The following is a 19,229-nucleotide window of genomic DNA, read 5'->3' as shown; positions in this document are numbered from 1 at the left end:
TGGAGGCCGAAATGGATCAGAACCTGTTCAACGACATCTGCCTGCAGCAGTTGCGGCTTTCCGCGGTACATGAGGGCGAGACCGTGGTCGTCCTGACCCGCGGCGGCGAACGCGCCGAGTACGCGGACGCGTTCCTCTGGGCCGCGCAGCAGCTCGGCGCAGCCACCTATCACGTGCGGCTACCCTCGCCCGCGAGCGCGTCCGGCGCGTGGGCGGTCGGCGACTCGGGGCTGGCCCGGCTGCCGCTCGCGGTCGATGCGCTGAAGGCCGCGGACATGGTGGTGGACTGCACTTTCCTGCTCTTCAGCGAGGAACAGTTCGCGATCCAGGCCGCGGGCACCCGGATCCTGACCGCGATCGAACCGCCCGAGCTGCTGGCCCGGCTGATGCCGACCAAGGAGCTGCGCGAGCGCGTCGAGATCGGCGCGGAGCTGCTGGCGAAGGCGAAGACCATGCGGATCACCAGCCCGCACGGCACCGACGTCACCTACCAGCTGGGCGTCTACCCGACACTGAGCGAGTACGGCTACACCGACCAGCCGGGCCGGTGGGACCACTGGCCCGCCGCGTTCGTTTTCACCGGCGGTTCCGACGAGGGGGTGGACGGCAAGATCGTGCTCGCCCCGGGTGACGTGCTGCTGCCGTTCAACACCTATGTGCAGACCCCGGTCGAGCTGACCATCGAGCAGGGTTTCATCCGCGACATCCGCGGTGGCGCCGGATCCTCCGGGCTGGACGCGGATCTGCTGCGCAGCTACATCGAGTCCTTCCACGACCCGCGCGGCTACGGCATGTCGCACGTCGGCTGGGGTCTCGACGAGCGGGCGCACTGGCACGGGCTGACCCAGTTCCCCGGCGGGATGGGCATGGAGCTGCGCAGCTTCTACGGCAACGTGATGTTCTCCATCGGCCCGAACAACGAGCTGGGCGGGCCGAACGACACCGCCTGCCACTTCGACATCCCGATGCGGGGCAACAGCCTGTACCTCGACGAAGAGCTGATCGTGGACGCGGGCGCGCTGACCGTGCCCGAGATGCGGCCGGTGGCGCAGCGATGAGCCGGGACCACCACGTCGGGCTGATCGTGCCCAGCTCGAACCTCACCATGGAGACCGAGCTGCCACGGATGCTGCGGGCGCGCGAGGAGCGGTACCCGGAGGACCGTTTCGTGTTCCACGCGGCGCGGGCGCGGATGCAGCACGTCACGCCCGAGCAGCTGAAGGCGATGAACGCGCAGTCCGAACGCGCGGCGGCCGAACTCGCCGACGCCCGGCCCGACGTGGTGGCCACCGCGTGCCTGGTCGCGATCATGGCGCAGGGACCCGGTTATCACTGCACCGCCGAGGATGCGATCACGGCTGCGTTGCGAGCGGAGGGCGCCGGCGCGCCGGTCATCTCGTCCGCGGGCGCGCTGCTGGCCGGAATCGCCGCTCTCGGCGCGAAACGGGTCGCGATCATCACGCCGTATCTCAAGCCGCTCACCCAGGCTGTCGTCGCGTACCTGGAGGACGCCGGGGTCGAGGTGGTCGATTCGCTGTCCCTCGAAGTGCCGGACAACCTCGCGGTGGCCCGGCTCGATCCGGCCGATCTGCGGGAGCACTACCGGAAGCTCGACCTCGCCCGGGCGGACGCGCTGGTGCTCTCGGCGTGCGTGCAGATGCCGTCGCTGCCCTCGATCCAGCCGGTCGAGGACGCGGTCGGGATCCCGGTACTCTCCGCGGCGACGGCCACGACGTTCCGGATCCTGAGCGAACTCGGGCTCCGGCCGGAGGTCCCCGGGGCGGGCCGGCTCCTCAGCGGCAAGACTCTCCCGGCGTAAGCCCCTCCCCAGCCGCCCGGAAATGCTGTGAAGGGGCCCTTCACAGACTCTGAGTCCGTGAAGGGCCCCTTCACAGACTTCAGCTGGAGCGGGTGAGAACGCGCGGTTCGGCTCAGCCGGAACGGCCGCCGAGGTGATCCGCGAAATGCCGTTCGATCGCGCGGAACATCCGGATCAGGTTCTCCGGGTTCCGGAAGTCGTGTCCCTCGTCATCGGCGACCAGATAGTCGACCGGGACCCCGCGGGCACGCAGTGAGCCGACGATGCGGTCGGATTCCGCTTTCGGCACCCGGGCGTCGCGCGCGCCCTGGACGACCAGCAGCGGGGTGCGGATCCGGTCGACCATCGTGCTCGGCGAGCGGGACAGCAGTTCCTTCTTCTGCACCGGGTCGGCCGAGTCGCCCGCATAACGGTGCCAGTTCGCGCACAGGTAAGGGCGCAGGATCGACGGCATCGCGTCGGTGAACGACACCAGGTTGGCCATGCCGACGTGGTCGACCGCGGCGGCGAAATGATCGGGAGTGACCGTGACACCGACCAAAGCCGCGTAGCCGCCGTAAGAACCGCCGTAGATGCCGAGGCGGTCCGGGTCCGCGTATCCCTGGTCGACGGCCCATTCGGTGGCATCGATCAGGTCGTCGTGCATCTTCCCGCCCAGTTCGCCGACCGCGGCGGTCAGGTGGCGGCGGCCGTACCCGGTCGAACCTCGGAAATTCACTTGCAGCACACCGTAACCGCGGTTGGCCAGCACTTGCGCTTCGCGGTCGTACCGCCAGCTGTCGTGCGTCCACGGGCCGCCGTGCACCAGCAGCACGAACGGCAACGCGGTGGGCTCGACCCCGACCGGCAGAGTCAGGAATCCGTGCAGGGGCAGGCCGTCGCGGGCGGGGAAGGAGACCGCGGTCATCGGCGCCAGCTCCGCCGGATCCAGATGCGGGTACGGGCGGAACAGCAACCGGCTTTCACCGGTGCGATGGTCGTAGAAGTAGGTCAGGTCCGGTGCGCGGTCGTGGCTGAACGTCGCGACCCATCGTTGTTCCGCACGGTCCGAGGACACCGCGGCCAGCACCCCGTCGGACAGCTTCGCCAGCTCCGCGTACACCTCGGCGAAATGCGGGTCCAGCGCCTCGATCCGCGGCCGGTCGCCGACGAACCGTGCCGCGAGAACCTTCCCGGTGTGCCGGCTGGTGAGCACCGACGGCGGATGAGCGACACCGGCCGCGACCGTGCCCAGCTCGCACAGGCTGTGCCCGGCTACCGCGGCGACCACGGTCTCCTCGCCGGTCTCCGCGTCGACGCGGACCAGCCGCAGATCGTCGGTGTCCTGGTAGCTGCCCAGCAGCAGCCCCGTCCCGTCCGGCTCGGCGAGCACGGGGTGCACGCCGAGCGGGTGTTCCGCCCCGCCGGCCCGCCGGAGCAACCGCTCCGCGCCACTCACCCGGTCGATCGCGTAGTACTCGCGCACGCCCTCTTCGGTCAGCGCCTCCCGGAAGACCGGCGTGCCCGCGGCGTCGAACAGGAACGTGCTCCGTGGCTCCCGGATCTCTTGGTGCAGCACGGTTTCCCCGGTGGCGATGTCGACCCGGTAGTAGCCGAAGGCGAGCGCGCCGCCGTTCATCGCGACCAGCAGAATGCCCGGCAGGCCCGGCAGCAGCGTGAAGGCCGAGACCCGGCAGCCGGGCGGCAGCGGGGTCAGATCCACCGGCTCCGCCCCGGGCACGTCCAGATCGACGCGGTAGAGGTGCCAGCCCTCATTGCCGTCGGCATCCCCGCGGTAGAGCAGGCTGCCCGGATCGTCGCTCCAGCAGAACGCCGTGATCCCCCGCCGGGCGTCGTCGGTCACGCATCGCGCGTCCCCGTGCTCCTCGCCGATCCCGCGCACCCACACGTTCATCCGGCCGTGCGCCGGCGCGAGGTAGGCGACCCGCGCCCCGTCCGGGGACAGCTGCGCGGTGGAGAACACCGGGTCGGCGAAGAACTCCGCGACGTCGATGAGCCTCGGCAAGGTCTGCACGGTCATCCGGTCTCCCCTCCGCTGGGTGCTTACAGCAGAGTCCATGCCGTCGGGGCACACTCAAGAGAAACCTATCGTGACGGAGGTCACATGTTGACTATGCCGCAACGGCATGGTTTTCACTGGGGCCGGATGACCGGAACGAGAGGACGATCATGGCTTGGAGCACCCGCGAGATAGCCGAACTCGCCGGGACGAGCCTGCGTACGGTACGGCACTACCATGACGTAGGCCTGCTCGCCGAGCCGTCCCGGCGGCCCAATGGGTACAAACAGTACGGCGTCGCGCACCTGGTCCGGGTGCTGCGGATCAAGCGGCTCAGCGAACTCGGCTTCTCCCTCACCCAGATCGCGGAGATGGGCGAAGACGACGAACATCCGCAGGAAGCACTGAACGCACTCGACGCGGAGCTCTCCGCGACCATCACCCGGCTGCAGCGCGCCCGGGTCGAGCTGGGGTTCCTCCTGCGCGAGTCGACCGCCCCGGACCTGCCCCCGGAGCTGGCCATCGCCGCCCTCGACGCCGACCTCAGCGACGCCGACCGCTCGTTGCTCGTGGTCCTGTCCCGGGTACTGGGCCAGCATGCCATGGAGGCCTTCGCCCGGCTGCTGCAGGACACCGCGGAGGACCCCACCCGGGCAGAGTTCGAGAGTCTGCCCGAGGACGCGGACGAAGCGACCCGGCAGGCGCTCGCCGAGCGGATGGCCCTCGTCACCCGCGAACTGGTCGAACGGCATCCGAAGCTGCGGGAGATCGGGCGCGAGCCGCCCCACGGCGGCCCGTTCGCCGCCCAGACCGTGGAGCGCGCGATCAAGGACCTCTACCGTCCGGCCCAGCTCGACGTGCTCCGCCGGATGGAGAAGGTGATCGAGCAGACGGACCCGCTGCACTCAGCCGAAGCGGATGCCGCGCGCCCGGTCCCGAAGGCAATCCCGGAAGCACCGCCCTGCTGAGCACTGGGGCCACCTCCACCCGGGTCAGCAAGGTGTGCCAGCCGTAGCCGGCCAGGGCGAGCAGCACGACCACCGCCACGGCCATCGTCCCGTCCTCCCGGCTGCGCACCGGGGGCACTCTGCCGCAAGGCCCTGCGCCGCTGCGGCGGGCTGTGAAGGGCCCCTTCACGGACCCGAAACCGGTCGGGCAGCCACGGCTCTCTCTGCTGATCACGGACCCTCGACCAACTTTGCCGGGGCCGTGGTGAACACCGCGACCGCGAGAATGCTCACAGACCACAGTGCGAAGGCCGCGACGGCGACCGATCCCGTTGCGCCGCAACGGCACCAGCAGCGCGAACGAACCCGCCCCGGCCAGCACCAGCGCGATGTCCCACAGCCGGGCGCCGGAGTCCAGGCGTACTCGCTGACCATCGACGTCACCGGGTTGAGCCGACCACCCCAGGCGGGCACCAGGCGCAGGGGCACGAGCAACTGCGAACGCGAACTGCGCGGACCACCCGAGCATCCCGCCCACCCGGTCGGCCCGCGAACGGGCCGCAGGCGCAGGCGGCGAGACGGCCGGGGGACCCCTGGCCCGGCCAGGCCGGTGCGACCGCCCGGAAATCACGGCGCCGTCTTGACACTCGGCGGCGACCGTGGTTACGCTGCCGACCACAACTGAAAATCATGTTACTAGAGACGCAGAGAACAGTAACCCCTTGGCACAAACGGGGAAACTGTTCTCTTTTTTTGTTCCCGGAATACCCGCGGCGAGAAACCGTTCCGGGGCGCGTCGAGCAGAAAGGCACGATTGGCGTTGGAAATCCGGGACTTCTCCCTCGACCTGTTCTCCCTGCACGGCCGCACTGCCGTGGTCACCGGGGGCAACACCGGCCTCGGCCGCGCCTTCACCGTGGCCTTGGCCAAGGCCGGGGCGAACGTCTTCGCGCCGACCGTGACCGACGACGACGGCGAGACCCGCGAGCTGGTCGAGAAGGCCGGCGCCCGGCTGGAGACGCTGGAGATCGACCTGACCGCCCCCGGCGCGCCCGCCGAGGTCGTCGCGTCCTGTGTGGACCGGCTCGGTTCGGTCGACATCCTGGTCAACTCCGCGGGTATCTCGAAGCTCGCGCCGGTCGCCGAATTCGGCCGGGAGCACTGGGATCCGATGCTCGCACTGAACCTCACCGCGCCGTTCGAACTCGGCCGGCTGGCCGGAGCGCGCATGGTCGCGCAGGGCCACGGAAAGATCATCAACATCGCCTCGCTGTTCTCTTTCCTCGGCGGCCGGGGCTCCCCCGCCTATGCCGCGGCCAAACACGGCATCGTCGGCTTCACCCGCGCCTACGCGGACGAACTCGGCGCCCACAACGTGCAGTGCAACGCGATCGCGCCCGGCTATTTCGCCACCCCGATCACCGCGCAGACCCGCGCGGACCCGGTCGCCAACCAGCGCGTGCTCGAGCACATCCCGGCCGGGCGCTGGGGCGAGCTGGGCGACCTGATGGGCGCGGTGGTCTTCCTGGCCGGCCGCGCCTCCGACTACGTGAACGGGCACGTCCTCACCGTCGACGGCGGCTACCTCACCCGATGAACCGAAACCCTGACGGAGCAAAGGAAATCATGGACACCACCGCCATCCTCGACCAGGTGCGCGACCTCGTGGGCGCGGACCGCGTGGACACCGACGAACAGCTGCTGCGCGAGGCGAGCGTCGACCGGTTCAAGAAATACACCGCGGTGCACGGCATCTACGACGGCCCGTTCCCGATCGCCGTCGTGCGCGCGGGCAGCACCGAACAGGTCGCCGCGGTGCTGGCGTTCGCGAACGAGCACGGCGTCAACATCGTGCCGCGCACCGGCCGCACTGGCACCGAAGGCGGGCTGGAGACCAGTTTCGACCGCACGGTGGTGCTCGATGGGTCCGAAATGGACGAGATCGTGCACCTCGATCCGGTCGACATGCTGGCGACCGCGCAGTGCGGGGTTCCGCTGCGGATGCTGGAGGAACGCGCGCGGGAACTCGGCCTCACCACCGGCCACTCGCCGCAGTCCAAGCCGCTGGCCCAGATGGGCGGGCTGGTCGCGACCCGGTCGATCGGCCAGTTCTCCACGCTGTACGGCGGAATCGAGGACATGGTGGTCGGGCTGGAGGCGGTGTTCCCGGACGGCAGCGTCAGCCGGATCAAGAACGTGCCGCGCCGGGCCGCCGGGCCGGACATCCGGCACGTGGTGATCGGCAATGAGGGCGCGCTCTGCTACGTCACCGAAGTCACCGTGAAGCTGTTCACATACCAACCGGAGAACAACCGTTTCCACGGTTACCTGATCGACGACGTGCGTACCGGAATCGAGCTGCTGCGCGAAGTCATCACCGAGGGCTACCGCCCGTCGGTCGCGCGGGTCTATTCCGAACAGGACGCCGCGCAGCACTTCTCGCATTTCGCGGACGGCAAATGCGTCGCGGTGTTCCTCGCCGAAGGACCCGCGCCCCTCGCCGAAGCGACCAGCATCGCGATCGAGGAGATCGTCGGAGAATACCGGCACGAGAAGGTGGACCCGCAGCTGATCCGCGAGTGGTTCGACGAACTCAACTGGGGACCGGACAAGATCCGCGCCGAACAGGCGACCATGCTCGCCGAGCATCGCCTGGGCTACACCACCGAGGTGTCCGCGAACTGGTCGGTGATCGGCGACATTTACGACGCGGTGATCTCCCGGATCACCAAGGAATACCCGCATTTCGAAGATCTCACGATGCTCGGCGGGCACTCCTCGCACAGCTACCAGAACGGGACGAACATGTACTTCGTCTACGACTACCGGATCACCTGCGAGCCCCGCGAGGAGATCACGAAATACCACATCCCGCTCAACGCGATCATCGTCGAGGAAACGCTGGCCCGCGGCGGGTCCATGGTGCACCACCACGGTATCGGCAAGTACCGTACACAGTGGACCGAACAGGAGCACGGCACCGCGTACCCGATCCTGCACCGGCTCAAGGAGGTCTACGACCCGAAGGGGATCATGAACCCGGGCACCGTTTTCCCCGCCGGGGAACGATGATGACGCGGTACCTGCTCGGCATCGACAACGGATCGCAGAGCACCAAGGTCACCGTGTTCGACGAGCGCGGGGTGACCCGGGCCAGTGCCCGGGTTCCGTTGCGTCCCAACGACACCCCGCGCCCCGGCGTGGTCGAGCACCCGGAGGACGACCTGTGGGATTCGATCGGCGCGGCGACCCGTGCCGCGCTCGCCTCGTTCGACGGCCGCCCCGAAGACATCGCGGGCGTCGGGCTGTGCACGATCCGGTTCTGCCGGGCGCTGCTGCGGGCCGACGGCACGCTCGCCCAGCCAGTCCTGAGCTGGATGGACGAGCGCGTCTCCCGGCCGTATGAGCCCACGAACCCGGAAGTGCGTTACGTCAGCGCCTCCTCGGGGTACATCACCGCGAGGATGACCGGCCGGTTCCGCGACACCGCGGCGAACTACCAAGGCGTGTGGCCGATCGACACGGACACCTGGTCCTGGGTGGACGAACCGGCCATTCCCCGGGAGATGCTGTTCGACCTGGTGGATCCGGGCGAGCTGCTCGGCACGGTCACCACGGAGGCCGCCGCGCACACCGGGCTGTCAGTGGGCACACCGGTGTTCGCCACCGCCAACGACAAAGCGGTGGAGGCGCTGGGCAGCGGGCTCGCCGATGACCGCACCCTGCTGCTGTCACTGGGCACCTACATCGCCGGAATGACCACCGGTTCGCGGAATGTCCCGGACGCCAAGGCGTTCTGGACGAACTTCGCCTGCCGTCCCGGCCGGTACCTCTACGAGAGCCACGGTATCCGGCGTGGCATGTGGACGGTCAGCTGGCTGCGGGACCTGCTCGGCGACGAGGAAGCGCTCAACGCGGGCGCGGCCGAAGTGCCGCCCGGCTCGGAGGGACTGATCGCCGTACTCGACTGGCTGGCCCCGGTCGAGGCGCCCGACCGCAAGGGCGCTTTCCTCGGCTTCGACGGCAGACAGGGCCGGTTCCACCTGTACCGCGCGGTGCTCGAAGCGATCGCGCTCACCTTGTGCGGCAACGGCGCCGCGATGGCCGCGGAACTGGGCACGGAATTCGACGAGGTGCTCGTCTCCGGTGGCGGCGCCGGATCGGACGTGCTGATGCGGATCGTCGCGGACGCCTTCGGCAAACCCGCCCGCCGCGCCGAAGGCGGCGCGGAACTCGGCGCGGCGATCTGCGCCGCGGTCGGCCTCGGTGTCCACTCCGGATTCGACGAAGCCGTGACGGCGATGGTCCGGCCGGGCGTGCGATTCGCCCCGGACCCGGGCACCCACGAGCTGTACCGGCGGCTGCGACAGACGTACGAGCAGGTACGCGGCTACACCGATCCGCTGTTCGGCTGGCTGGCCCGGCAGTGAGCTACATCGCCCAGACGTCCACATTGGACGTCGCAATCGCCAGGGCGCCCGCACCGAGCGCGGCGAGCACGTCGTCCTTGTCGCAGACCAGGCCGCCGGCGATGACCGGCACTTCGGTGTCCGCCTTCAGCCAGGTGATCACCCGGGGCACGCAGCCCGGCAGGATCTCGACGTAGTCCGGCCGGGAGATCGCGAGCTGCCGGCCGAAATTGTGGTAGGAGATCGAATCGACGAGGAAGAACCGGTGCACCGCGAGCAGCCCGCGGGCCTTGGCCGCCTTGACCAGCGCGGCCTTGCTGCTGAGCACCCCGTCGGCGGCTGTCTGCTGGGCCACGAAGTCCACCGCGATGTCCCGGCCGACCAGCCCTTCGACGAGATCCACGGTCACCAGCACGGTCTTGCCCGCCGCACGCAGCCGCCCCACCAGCTCGGGCAGCGTCAGGATCGACCCGAAGAGCAGGAACGCCACCGGCGGCCCGGACGCCACGGCGGCCGCCAGCCCCGCCTCGTCCTTGACACTCGCGACGACCGGGTGGTCCAGCAGGAGTTCACGCACAGTCCCACTATGACACGAATGCCCTGCAGGCCAAGGAAAGGCGGTCCTTGCCGACGCGGCGACGGCCGTTCCTGTCAAGTACCGGACGGACCCCCACTAACCCCAGTCAGGTGCGGACGCAGCGGGAACGGACCGAGCCTGCGCCGCCGTCGCGTATCCACGCTCGTCGCCAACCACCGCTGCTCTGCGACCGGGTACCCGCTGCACCGCTCCAGTGATCGCAAGCTCCCCGGTCACCCCTCGAACCTCGCGATGATCTCCTCGCCGAACCTGCGGATCGCGTCCATCTTCGGCCCGGCCGCCGCGTCGAAGCCGAGCCCCTCGAACACCCACGGCATGGTGCTCGCGTCGGTCACCCCGGCCGCCTCCTGCTCGCGGAAACCGCCGGCCCGAACCGGTCCACGCACCCCGCCTGGAACTCGAACAGATCGTGCTCGCGCCCGCGCTCGGCGAGCAGGACCTTCAGCCTGCCGATGGTCTCGCGCAACTGGTCGAGCGTCATCATCGCCGACGACCACCCGTCCGCGACCCGGGCCGCCCGGCGCAGCGCCACGTCGGCGTGCCCGCCGATGGGAAACGGCACCCGCTTCGGCGGAGCAGGGCTCATCTGCAGCCTGCCGAAGTCGAAGAACTCGCCGTGGTACTCGGCCATCCCGCCGTCGAGGATCAGCCGCAGCACCTCGATCGCCTCGTCGAACCGCCTGCCGCGCCGCGCGTACGGCGCGCCGCACCATCCGAACTCCTCCGGCGCCCAGCCGATGCCGAACCGGCCGCCGGTCAGCACCGCGACCGAGGCAACCGGCCGGGCGAGCAGCACCGGATTGCGGGAACCCAGCTTCAACACCGAGGTGCAGAACTCGATCCGCTCGGTCACCGCACCCGTCGCGGCGGTCGTCACCAGCGGGTCGACCCAGGCGTGTCCGCGTCCCAGAAGCGGCTGCCGTCCGGCGTGTACGGGTAGCCGGCGGAGCCCTGTTCGGAGTAGAAGAGCGAATCCGGCAGCACGATCGAGGAGAACCCCGCCTCCTCCGCCGCCCGCGCCAGCTCGCCGAGCGGGTTCATCGCGATCGACAGCGAGAACCGCATGCCGCGGGACCATAATGTGTTCCAGTCCACCCGGCCATCGGCCGGTCGGTGCGGCCGGCGGGAACTTCCCGGGTAGCGTCCGCGTTGTCCGATTCAAGAGGCGGTCACCGTACCGCCGAGTCCGCAAGAGACACGGAGTTAACCCATGGGCACCGCGATCCTGCTGATCGTGCTGGTCGTCGTCATCGTCGGTGGTGGGCTGTACTTCGCCCGCGCGCAGGGCGCCGCCCGGAAACGGCAGCTGGAGGACGCCAAGGCCGACGCGCGGCGGCTGGTGGAGCGCCTCGGCGGCCAGGTACTCAACATCACCGGCACCGATACCGCCTCCCAGCAGGCGATGGCGGATGCGAGCGAGCGCTACAACGCCGCCGGCTCGCAGCTGGAGCAGGCGCAGACGGCGGAGCAGGCCAGGCTGGTCAAGGAGACCGCGATCGAGGGCCTGTACTACGTCCGCGCCGCGCGTACCGCGATGGGCATGGACCCCGGTCCCGCCCTGCCGGACGAGGCCGAACGCGAGCGCGCCGGCAAGGTCACCGAACACCGCTCGGTCGACGTCGAGGGCCAGAACTACCAGGCCTCCCCGGACCCCGGCCAGGACACGCCGTACTACTACCCCGGCGGACGGGTGGCCGGCCGCCCGGTGCCGGAGGGCTGGTACAGCGAGCCGTGGTGGAAGCCCGCGCTGGTGGCCGGCGCCTGGGGCCTCGGCTCGATGTTCCTGTTCAGCGCGATGTTCTCCGGGATGGGCGGCATCGCCAGCGCCTCGGCCTGGGAATCGGGCTACGACGCAGGCCAGCAGGACGCCATGGATGCCGGTGGCGGCGACGGGGGCGGTTTCGACGGCGGAGACTTCGGCGGCGGCTTCGATGGCGGAGGTTTCGACGGTGGCGGCTTCGACGGCGGGGGCGGCTTCGACTTCTGACCACCCGCATCCGCCGCGGTGACCCCCTGACGTTCCGGCCGGGTCCACATCTCGGACCCGACGACGTCCCGGTCCCTCCCGCGCGGGATCCCCCGGACCGGCTTTCCCCGGCCCGGCCACGAGTTTCGGCCGCCCCGCTCAGTTCGCGGGGCGGCCGAGCCATTTCCGCCCCCGGGTGGGGAGGCGCTCCGGCGCGAACCGCACGGCACCTGCGGCACCCGACCTTCGATGGGTGACCTCTGACGGGTGGCCTCCGGCGCGTACGACGGCTTTCGCGTGCGCCTGCCGTAGGAAAACACAGCGCGCCCGGCAGTTAGGCCAAACCCGGACTCCAGCACGCCGGCCACACCAGCGCGCTCAACGCACCCGGTGTGGCCGACGCACCTGGCGCACCGGCCACACCAGCCCAGCCATACCAGCACGCTCAACGCACCCGGCGCACCCGGCACATCCGCCGCACCCGGCGCACCCCGCACACCCGCCGCACCCGGCCACACCCCGCACATCCGCCGCACCCGGCCACACCCCGCACATCCGCCGCACCCGGCGCACCCGGCCACACCAGCATGCTCAGCCACACCAACCCGGCACCCGCGGCACCCGCGGCACCCGCGGCACCCGCGGCACCCGCGGCACCCGCGGCACCCGCGGCACCCGCGGCACCCGCGGCACCCGCGGCACCCGCGGCACCCGCGGCACCCGCGGCACCCGCAAGGATCCTCCGGTGCTGCCCTACCTACCTGCCGCGCGGGCGCAACTCCCCGGCACACCCACATGGCGCGCCGACCCACCTCGCTCGTGCCCGAAACGCCCAAACCAAGGCTGTGAAGGGCCCCTTCACAGCCTTGAGAATCGCCCCTCGGGCACGAGCCGCGCCGCACCCAGCGCACCCGAACGACCCCACGCACCACCCACCGACTCGACAGACCGCCGCACCCGTTCACCCACCAGTGCCCCACCCAAAACACCCCTCACACCCCACCGGCCCCAGCACCCTGGCCACTCCTCGGGCCTGGCCCCGGCAACTCCCGCTGGCCCGGCCACTCGCCAGGCTCGGCCCCGATCACTTCCCCCAGCCACTCATCCGACCCAGCCCAGTCCGGTCCAACCCTGGTCCAACCCAACCAACCCTGCCCAACCTGACCTGCCCTGGCCTGGCCTGGTCCAACCCAACCCAACCCAACCCAACCAGGCCTGGCCTGACCCACCCCGACCCACCCCGGCCACCGAACGCCCCGGCCACCCGATCAACCAGGCTGGCAGGTAGGGCACCAATACAACTTCCGCCCCGCCAAGTCCTGATACGCCACCGCGGTTCCGCACACCAGGCACGGCATCCCGGTGCGCCGGTAGACGTACACCTCGCCGCCGTGCCGGTCTTCGCGCGGGGCGCGGCCCATCGCGGCGGGCAGGTGTTCCGGGGCGACGGTGTCGATCCGCCCCACCCGTACCCCGGCGCGCATCAGAGTCACCAGGTCGGCCCACATGTCGTTCCAGAGCGCGCGGTCCAGCGCGCGGCCGGGGACCAGCGGGGCGACGCCGTGCCGGAACAGCACTTCGGCGCGGTAGACGTTGCCGACCCCGGCCAGCACGGCCTGATCCATCAGCAACGCGGCCACGGACGAGCGCGAGCGGGTGATCCGCTCCCACGCCCGGTCCGGTTTCGCGTCGCGGCGCAGCGGGTCGGGGCCGAGGCGGGCCTTGATCGCGTCGACCTGGGCGGCGTCGAGGAGTTCACAGCGGTTCGGGCCGCGCAGGTCGGTCCAGTGTGTCCGGCCCGCCAGCCGCATCCGCACCTGGCCGACCGGATCCGCTTCGGGCAGCGCCGATTCGGCGAACGTGCCGTAAAGGCCCAAGTGGACGTGCACTGTCCCAAGTGGACCGTAGTGGTGGAACAGATGCTTCCCGTGTGCTTCCGCGGAGGTAAGCACCTGGCCGTCGAGCGTCGCCGCTTCAGCCGTGAAACGACCTTGCGGGCTGCCGACCGAGACCGGCGCACCCGCGTACCGGCGCTGATGCAGGCGGGCCAGCCGGTGCAGCGTGTGCCCTTCGGGCATCAGGCCTCCGGCAGCGGCGGAGGGGTGCCGGTGCGCTCGTAGTCCAGCAGCTGCCGGACCCGGCGCGCGTGCCGCTCGTCCGGCGATGGCGGGGTGGCCAGAAAGGCCTCGACGATCTCCGTCGCCTGGTCCTCGGTGTGCATCCGCGCACCGACGCCGAGGAGCTGGGCGTGGTTGTGCTCACGGCACAGCTTCGCGGTCTCGACACTCCAGCCGAGCCCCGCGCGCGCACCGGGCACCTTGTTCGCGGCGATCTGCTCGCCATTGCCGGAACCACCGATCACGATTCCGAGGCTGCCCTCGTCGGCGACCACGCGGCGGGCGGTCTCCACGCAGAACGCCGGGTAATCGTCGGCCGCGTCGTAGACATGCGGGCCGACGTCGACGATCTCGTGGCCCTGTTCGCCGAGATGGCGGACGAGGTGGTTCTTCAGCTCGAAGCCGGCGTGATCGGATCCCAAGTAGACGCGCACAGGCCGGAGTCTGCCACCCCATCCCGCACCCGGCATGCTCCGGGGGTGAACATCACGAACCAGCCCGGCGCCGCGGTCCGGCTCGAATGGGGTGGCGAAGGAGTCACCGCGCTGGGCCGGGACTGCGCCGTGCTGATCATCGTCGACGTGCTTTCCTTCAGCACCACAACGGATCTCGTCGTCGCCCGCGGCGGCCGGATCCGGCCGATCCGGTGGCGCGACGAACGCGGAGCAGCTTCCGCCCGCGAGGCCGGCGCCGTGCTCGCGGGCGAAACACAGTGGACACTCCGGCCGTCTTCTGTGACGGAGATCCCGTCCGGCACACTGCTCGCGCTCCCCTCCCCGAACGGAGCGACGTTGTGCGCCACGGCAGCGGAAACCGGCGCGCACGTCCTCGCCGGATGCTTGCGCAACGCGTCCGCGGTCGCAGCGAAAGCAAGCGCGCTGGCCGGAGGCAAGCCGATCGGCGTGATTCCGGCCGGGGAACGCTGGGGCGTGGACCTCTTCAACCCAGGCGAAAAGTTCGGCCCGCTTCGCCCCTGCGTCGAAGATCAGCTGGGCGCAGGCGCGATCGTCGCGGCTCTGGCCGAGGACGGCCGGTCCCTCTCGGCGGAAGCAGCGCTGGCAGAGGCGGCATACTCGGCATCCGACGTGCACGCGGCTCTGCTCACCTGTGTGTCGGGCCGCGAGCTGGCGACCGCGGCACACGGAAACGACCTCACGCTCGCCGCGCAGCTCGACGTCAGCGGCAGCGTGCCGGTACTGGCCGACGGAATCTTGGAGGCCCGATGAGCTGGACCGAGGTCGCCGACGGCATTCACGTGCGCCGGTACGAGGAGCTGGACCTGACCGTCGGGCTGGTGCTCGGCGCCGAACGTTGCCTGGTGGTCGACACCAGGGGCGACGTCGACCAAGGTGCCGAGCTGGCCGCCGCAGTGCGCGAGCTGACCGCACTCCCGTGGGCCGTGGTCTGCACGCACGCCCACTTCGACCATTCCTTCGGCACCACGCCGTTCCTGCCGTGTGAAGTGTGGGCGCAGGCCGGATGTGTCACCGAACTGGCCGAACACGGCGATTCCGAACGGCGGAAACGCGCCGCCCAGTACCGCAAAGAAGGCAAGCCGGAAATCTCCGACGCCCTCGAACGCACGTCGATCACACTCCCCGGCCATCCGGTGCATGCCCACGCGGAACTCGATCTCGGCGGCCGCACCGCCGTACTGCGTCATCCCGGCCCCGGTCACACCGACCACGACCTGCTGGTCCACGTTCCGGACGCCGGGGTCGTCTTCGCCGGGGACCTGGTCGAGCACGGTCCGCACGGGTTCACCGCGGACTCCTTCGGCCCGGACACCCACCTCGCCGCATGGCCGGCCGCGCTGGACGCACTCCTCGCGCTGGAACCGCACGTCGTCGTCCCCGGACACGGCGAGCCGGTGGACGCGGCATTCGTCCGGCAGCACTGTGACGGGCTCCGCGTGCTCGCCGGGCTGAAAGCCGCAGGCGTCACGCCTGCCGAGGCGATCGCCGCGTCGCCTTACCCGGCCGACGTGACGCGTGCGGCACTGGCGTCAGCGGGAGTCAGCTGAAGTTCAGCTCACCGCTACGGGTGCGCTTGAGCTCGAAAAAGTCCGGGTAGCTGGCCATCGCCACGGCTCCGTCGAAGAGCTTCAGCGCGTCCTCGCCCCGCGGGATGGAGCCGAGCACCGGGCCGAAGAACGCTACGTCGTTCACGTGAATGGTCGGCGTGCCGACGTCCATGCCCACCGGGTCCATGCCCTCGCGGTGGCTTTTCCGCAGAGCTTCGTCGTATTCGGTGGATTCGCCCGCGACGAACAGCTCCGGCGCGCCGACGGCGTCCAGCGCCTCCTTCAGCACGACGGTGCGGTCCTTGTTGCCCTGATTGTGATAGCGGGTGCCGAACTCGGTGTAGAAAGCACGCACCACGTCCTGGCCCAGGTGCTCGGCGAGCGCGATCGCCACCCGGACCGGCGCCCAGCCGCCCTTCATCAGCGCCTTGTACTCCGCCGGCAGGCCTTCGCGGTCCTCGTTGAGCACCGACAGGCTCATCACCCGGAAGGTCAGATCCAGCTCGCGGTGCTTCTCCACTTCGAGGATCCAGCGCGAGGTGATCCAGGCGTACGGGCAGACCGGGTCGAAGTAGAAATCCACCTTCACCGGTTGGGACGCGACAGTCATCTGTCAGATACTCCTCGACGAAGTTCGGCCGGAGCCGCGGGGACTGTCCCCTCATCAGGCGGCAACGCCGGGCACCGGCCGGATTGTTCCCTTCTCGCCGGGCACGCCCCGGCCATGATTGGATGCTCGGCAGTGTGCAAACCGTAACCGGAATCGAAGACCAGAGGTGCCCGTGCCCGCCCCCAACCTGACTCGTGACGAAGCCCTGCAGCGCTCCGGCCTGCTGGCAGTCGCCTCCTACGACATCGAGCTGGACCTGACCGACGGCCACGGCGGTCCCGGGGAGAAGACCTTCCTCTCCACCACCACCGTGCGGTTCTCGGCCGCCCGCCCCGGCGAGTCGTCCTGGATCGACCTCGTCGCCGAGGGCGTCCGCAGCGCGGTGCTCAACGGCACCGCTCTCGACGTCAGCGGTTACACCGAGGACCAGGGCATCGCCCTGCCCGGCCTCGCCGCGGAGAACGAGCTGGTGGTCACCGCGGACTGCCAGTACATGAACACCGGCGAAGGCCTGCACCGCTTCGTCGACCCGGTCGACGACGGGGTGTACCTGTACACCCAGTTCGAGACGGCGGACGCCAAGCGCATGTTCGCCTGTTTCGACCAGCCGGACCTGAAGTCGGTCTACCGGATCACCGTGCACGCCCCGCGCGACTGGAAGATCGTGTCGAACGCGCTCGCCGCCTCCGCCGAGGACACCGCCGAGGGCGGCCGCCGCACCCGGTTCGCCGAGTCCGAGCGGATCTCCACCTACCTGGTGGCGCTGGTGGCCGGCCCGTTCGCGGAATGGCGCGACGAGTTCCGGGACGAGCACCGGACGATCCCGCTGGGTCTGTACTGCCGCGCGTCGCTGGCCGAATACCTCGACGCGGAGCGGCTGTTCACCGAGACCAAGCAGGGCTTCGCCTTCTACCACGAGAAGTTCGCCACCCCGTACCCGTTCTCCAAGTACGACCAGCTGTTCGTGCCGGAGTTCAACGCGGGCGCGATGGAGAACGCCGGCGCGGTCACCTTCCTTGAGGACTATGTCTTCCGCAGCCGAGTCACCCGCTACGCCTACGAGCGGCGGGCGGAGACGCTGCTGCACGAGATGGCGCACATGTGGTTCGGCGACCTGGTCACCATGCGCTGGTGGGACGACCTGTGGCTGAACGAGTCGTTCGCGACCTTCGCCAGCGTGTTCTCCCAGGCCGAGGCGACCGAGTACAAGAACGCCTGGACCAGCTTCGCGAACATCGAGAAGTCCTGGGCCTACCGGCAGGACCAGCTGCCCTCCACCCACCCTATCGCGGCCGACATCGTCGATCTGCACGCGGTCGAGGTGAACTTCGACGGCATCACCTATGCCAAGGGCGCCAGCGTGCTCAAGCAGCTGGTCGCCTACGTCGGCATCGAGCACTTCCTCGACGGGCTGAAGGTGTACTTCGGCAAGCACGCCTGGGGCAACGCCACCCTGGCCGATCTGCTGGCCGCGCTCGAAGAGGCGTCCGGGCGCGATCTCTCGTGGTGGAGCGCGGAATGGCTGGAGACCACCGGCCTGAACTCGCTGAGCCCACGCTACGAGGTCGCCGCGGACGGCACGTTCGCCTCGTTCGCCGTGGTGCAGACCGGCGCCAAGCCCGGGGCCGGCGAGCTGCGCACGCACCGGGTCGCGGTCGGCGTGTACGACGAGGACGGCGAAGGCCGGATCACCCGGATCAACCGGGTGGAGCTGGACGTGTCCGGCGAACGCACCGAGGTGCCGGAGCTGGCCGGGCAGCCCGCGGGCCGGCTCGTGCTGGTCAACGACGACGACCTGACCTACTGCCGGATGCGGCTCGACCCGGCGTCGCTGACCACGCTGATCGACCGGATCGCGGACATCACCGAACCGCTGCCGCGCACGCTGTGCTGGTCGGCGGCCTGGGAAATGACCCGCGAGGCGGAACTCAAGGCCCGCGACTTCGTCACCCTGGTCACCCGCGGCATCCACGCGGAGAGCGAGGTCGGCGTGGTGCAGCGGCTGCTGCTGCAGGCACAGACCGCGCTCAACTCCTACGCCGAGCAGAAGTGGGCGGCCGCGGAGGGCTGGCCCGCGCTGTCCGGGCAGCTGCTGGAGCTGGCCCGTACCGCCGAGCCCGGCTCGGACCACCAGCTGGCCTTCGTGAACTCCCTGGCCGGCGCGGTGCTCGACGAGGACACCGTGACGGTGATCGCGGGCTGGCTGGACGGATCCGCACCGCTGCCGGGCCTGACCGTGGACACCGATCTGCGCTGGCGTCTGCTGCAAACCCTTGTCGCGCATGGCAAAGCCGGCGCCACCGAGATCGACGCCGAGCTGGCTTCGGACGACACCGCGGCCGGCCGCCGCCACGCCGAGCGGAGCCGGGCGCTGCGCCCGACCGCGGAGTCCAAGGCCCAGACCTGGCAGCGGGCGATCTACGACGACGAGATCCCCAACGCGGTCAGCGACGCGCTCATCGCCGGGTTCTCGCACCCCGGCCAGAAGCACCTGCTCGGCGAGTACGTCGCGCGGTACTTCGAGGTGATCGACGACGTGTGGGCGCGCCGGTCCAGCGAGCGCGCGCAGCCGACCGCGGTCGGGCTGTTCCCGTCGTGGGCGGTCGAACCGGCCACGGTGACCGCCGCCGACGCATGGCTCGCGGGCGAGCACCCGGCGGCACTGCGCCGGCTGGTGTCCGAGGGCCGCGCGGGCATCGTGCGGGCACTCGCCGCCCGCGACTTCGACAGCCAGGCCTGAC

At 70.2% G+C, this 19,229-nt stretch carries 15 protein-coding genes and 1 pseudogene; 10 read left to right on the top strand and 6 right to left on the bottom strand.

The genetic code is table 11. The features are described 5' to 3' along the window. The first annotated feature begins 11 nt into the window (after window positions 1-11). Together ATK36_RS26855 and ATK36_RS26850 are read left to right on the top strand one after the other, a co-directional pair. The gene (locus ATK36_RS26855) at window positions 12-1,058 is read left to right on the top strand and encodes a 2,5-dihydroxypyridine 5,6-dioxygenase NicX family protein (protein WP_098514015.1); all 1,047 of its coding nucleotides are present in this window, start codon (window positions 12-14) and stop codon (window positions 1,056-1,058) included. Beyond that, complete coding sequence (locus tag ATK36_RS26850; RefSeq protein ID WP_098514014.1) at window positions 1,055-1,819, top strand: maleate cis-trans isomerase family protein; 765 nt, start codon at window positions 1,055-1,057, stop codon at window positions 1,817-1,819. Before ATK36_RS26855 ends, ATK36_RS26850 begins: the two co-directional genes overlap by 4 nt. A 112-nt stretch (window positions 1,820-1,931) precedes the next feature. Here the strand turns inward: ATK36_RS26850 and ATK36_RS26845 are convergent, their stop codons facing one another. Further along, window positions 1,932-3,839 carry a S9 family peptidase gene (locus ATK36_RS26845; protein WP_098514013.1) on the bottom strand — a complete coding sequence of 636 codons (1,908 nt, stop codon included), beginning with the start codon at window positions 3,837-3,839 and terminating at the stop codon, window positions 1,932-1,934. Between the two features lie 149 nt (window positions 3,840-3,988). Here ATK36_RS26845 and ATK36_RS26840 point away from each other — a divergent pair, with 149 nt between their 5' ends. The 4 genes from ATK36_RS26840 (at window position 3,989) to ATK36_RS26825 (ending at window position 9,195) form a co-directional block, all read left to right on the top strand. Next, window positions 3,989-4,786 (top strand): MerR family transcriptional regulator, encoded by a 798-nt coding sequence (locus ATK36_RS26840; RefSeq protein ID WP_098514012.1) that lies wholly within the window; start codon window positions 3,989-3,991, stop codon window positions 4,784-4,786. A 793-nt stretch (window positions 4,787-5,579) separates the two neighbouring features. Next, entirely contained in the window at window positions 5,580-6,362 is a 783-nt protein-coding gene (locus tag ATK36_RS26835; protein WP_170069919.1) for an SDR family oxidoreductase, read from the top strand. A gap of 29 nt (window positions 6,363-6,391) precedes the next feature. After that, on the top strand, window positions 6,392-7,837 hold the full coding sequence (locus ATK36_RS26830; RefSeq protein WP_098514010.1) for an FAD-binding oxidoreductase: 1,446 nt from the start codon (window positions 6,392-6,394) through the stop codon (window positions 7,835-7,837). Beyond that, complete coding sequence (locus ATK36_RS26825) at window positions 7,837-9,195, top strand: FGGY-family carbohydrate kinase (protein WP_098514009.1); 1,359 nt, start codon at window positions 7,837-7,839, stop codon at window positions 9,193-9,195. Before ATK36_RS26830 ends, ATK36_RS26825 begins: the two co-directional genes overlap by 1 nt. Window position 9,196: 1 nt before the next feature. On the opposite strand, the gene ATK36_RS26820 is transcribed toward ATK36_RS26825, so the two are convergent. Together ATK36_RS26820 and ATK36_RS26815 are read right to left on the bottom strand one after the other, a co-directional pair. Next, window positions 9,197-9,751: a glycerol-3-phosphate responsive antiterminator gene (locus ATK36_RS26820; RefSeq protein WP_211291967.1), complete on the bottom strand. Its 555-nt coding sequence runs from the start codon at window positions 9,749-9,751 to the stop codon at window positions 9,197-9,199. Between the two features lie 233 nt (window positions 9,752-9,984). After that, window positions 9,985-10,837: pseudogene (locus ATK36_RS26815) on the bottom strand (TIGR03619 family F420-dependent LLM class oxidoreductase). A 145-nt stretch (window positions 10,838-10,982) separates the two neighbouring features. Between ATK36_RS26815 and ATK36_RS26810 the strand changes: the two are divergent. Further along, entirely contained in the window at window positions 10,983-11,759 is a 777-nt protein-coding gene (locus tag ATK36_RS26810) for a hypothetical protein (RefSeq protein ID WP_098514007.1), read from the top strand. A gap of 1,247 nt (window positions 11,760-13,006) precedes the next feature. Here the strand turns inward: ATK36_RS26810 and ATK36_RS26805 are convergent. Both ATK36_RS26805 and ATK36_RS26800 read right to left on the bottom strand, forming a co-directional pair. Further along, entirely contained in the window at window positions 13,007-13,816 is an 810-nt protein-coding gene (locus ATK36_RS26805; RefSeq protein ID WP_098514006.1) for an Fpg/Nei family DNA glycosylase, read from the bottom strand. Then, window positions 13,816-14,289: a ribose-5-phosphate isomerase gene (locus tag ATK36_RS26800; protein ID WP_098515206.1), complete on the bottom strand. Its 474-nt coding sequence runs from the start codon at window positions 14,287-14,289 to the stop codon at window positions 13,816-13,818. Before ATK36_RS26800 ends, ATK36_RS26805 begins: the two co-directional genes overlap by 1 nt. A gap of 51 nt (window positions 14,290-14,340) precedes the next feature. On the opposite strand from ATK36_RS26800, the gene ATK36_RS26795 reads away from it, so the two are divergent. Together ATK36_RS26795 and ATK36_RS26790 are read left to right on the top strand one after the other, a co-directional pair. Further along, complete coding sequence (locus ATK36_RS26795; RefSeq protein ID WP_387000205.1) at window positions 14,341-15,081, top strand: 2-phosphosulfolactate phosphatase; 741 nt, start codon at window positions 14,341-14,343, stop codon at window positions 15,079-15,081. Continuing rightward, the gene (locus ATK36_RS26790) at window positions 15,078-15,878 is read left to right on the top strand and encodes an MBL fold metallo-hydrolase (protein WP_098514005.1); all 801 of its coding nucleotides are present in this window, start codon (window positions 15,078-15,080) and stop codon (window positions 15,876-15,878) included. Before ATK36_RS26795 ends, ATK36_RS26790 begins: the two co-directional genes overlap by 4 nt. Here ATK36_RS26790 and ATK36_RS26785 read toward each other — a convergent pair. Next, window positions 15,871-16,488, bottom strand: a complete 618-nt coding sequence (locus ATK36_RS26785) for a mycothiol-dependent nitroreductase Rv2466c family protein (protein ID WP_098514004.1) — start codon at window positions 16,486-16,488, stop codon at window positions 15,871-15,873. The two genes, ATK36_RS26790 and ATK36_RS26785, sit on opposite strands and share 8 nt — an antisense overlap. Before the next feature lie 172 nt (window positions 16,489-16,660). Here ATK36_RS26785 and pepN point away from each other — a divergent pair, with 172 nt between their 5' ends. Continuing rightward, window positions 16,661-19,228, top strand: coding sequence for an aminopeptidase N (gene pepN, locus ATK36_RS26780; protein ID WP_098515205.1), 2,568 nt, complete (start codon window positions 16,661-16,663; stop codon window positions 19,226-19,228). Window position 19,229 lies beyond the last annotated feature (1 nt).

The sequence above is a fragment of the Amycolatopsis sulphurea genome (assembly GCF_002564045.1).
GTDB lineage: Bacteria > Actinomycetota > Actinomycetes > Mycobacteriales > Pseudonocardiaceae > Amycolatopsis > Amycolatopsis sulphurea.
This window is presented reverse-complemented; position numbering and strand designations above follow the sequence as displayed.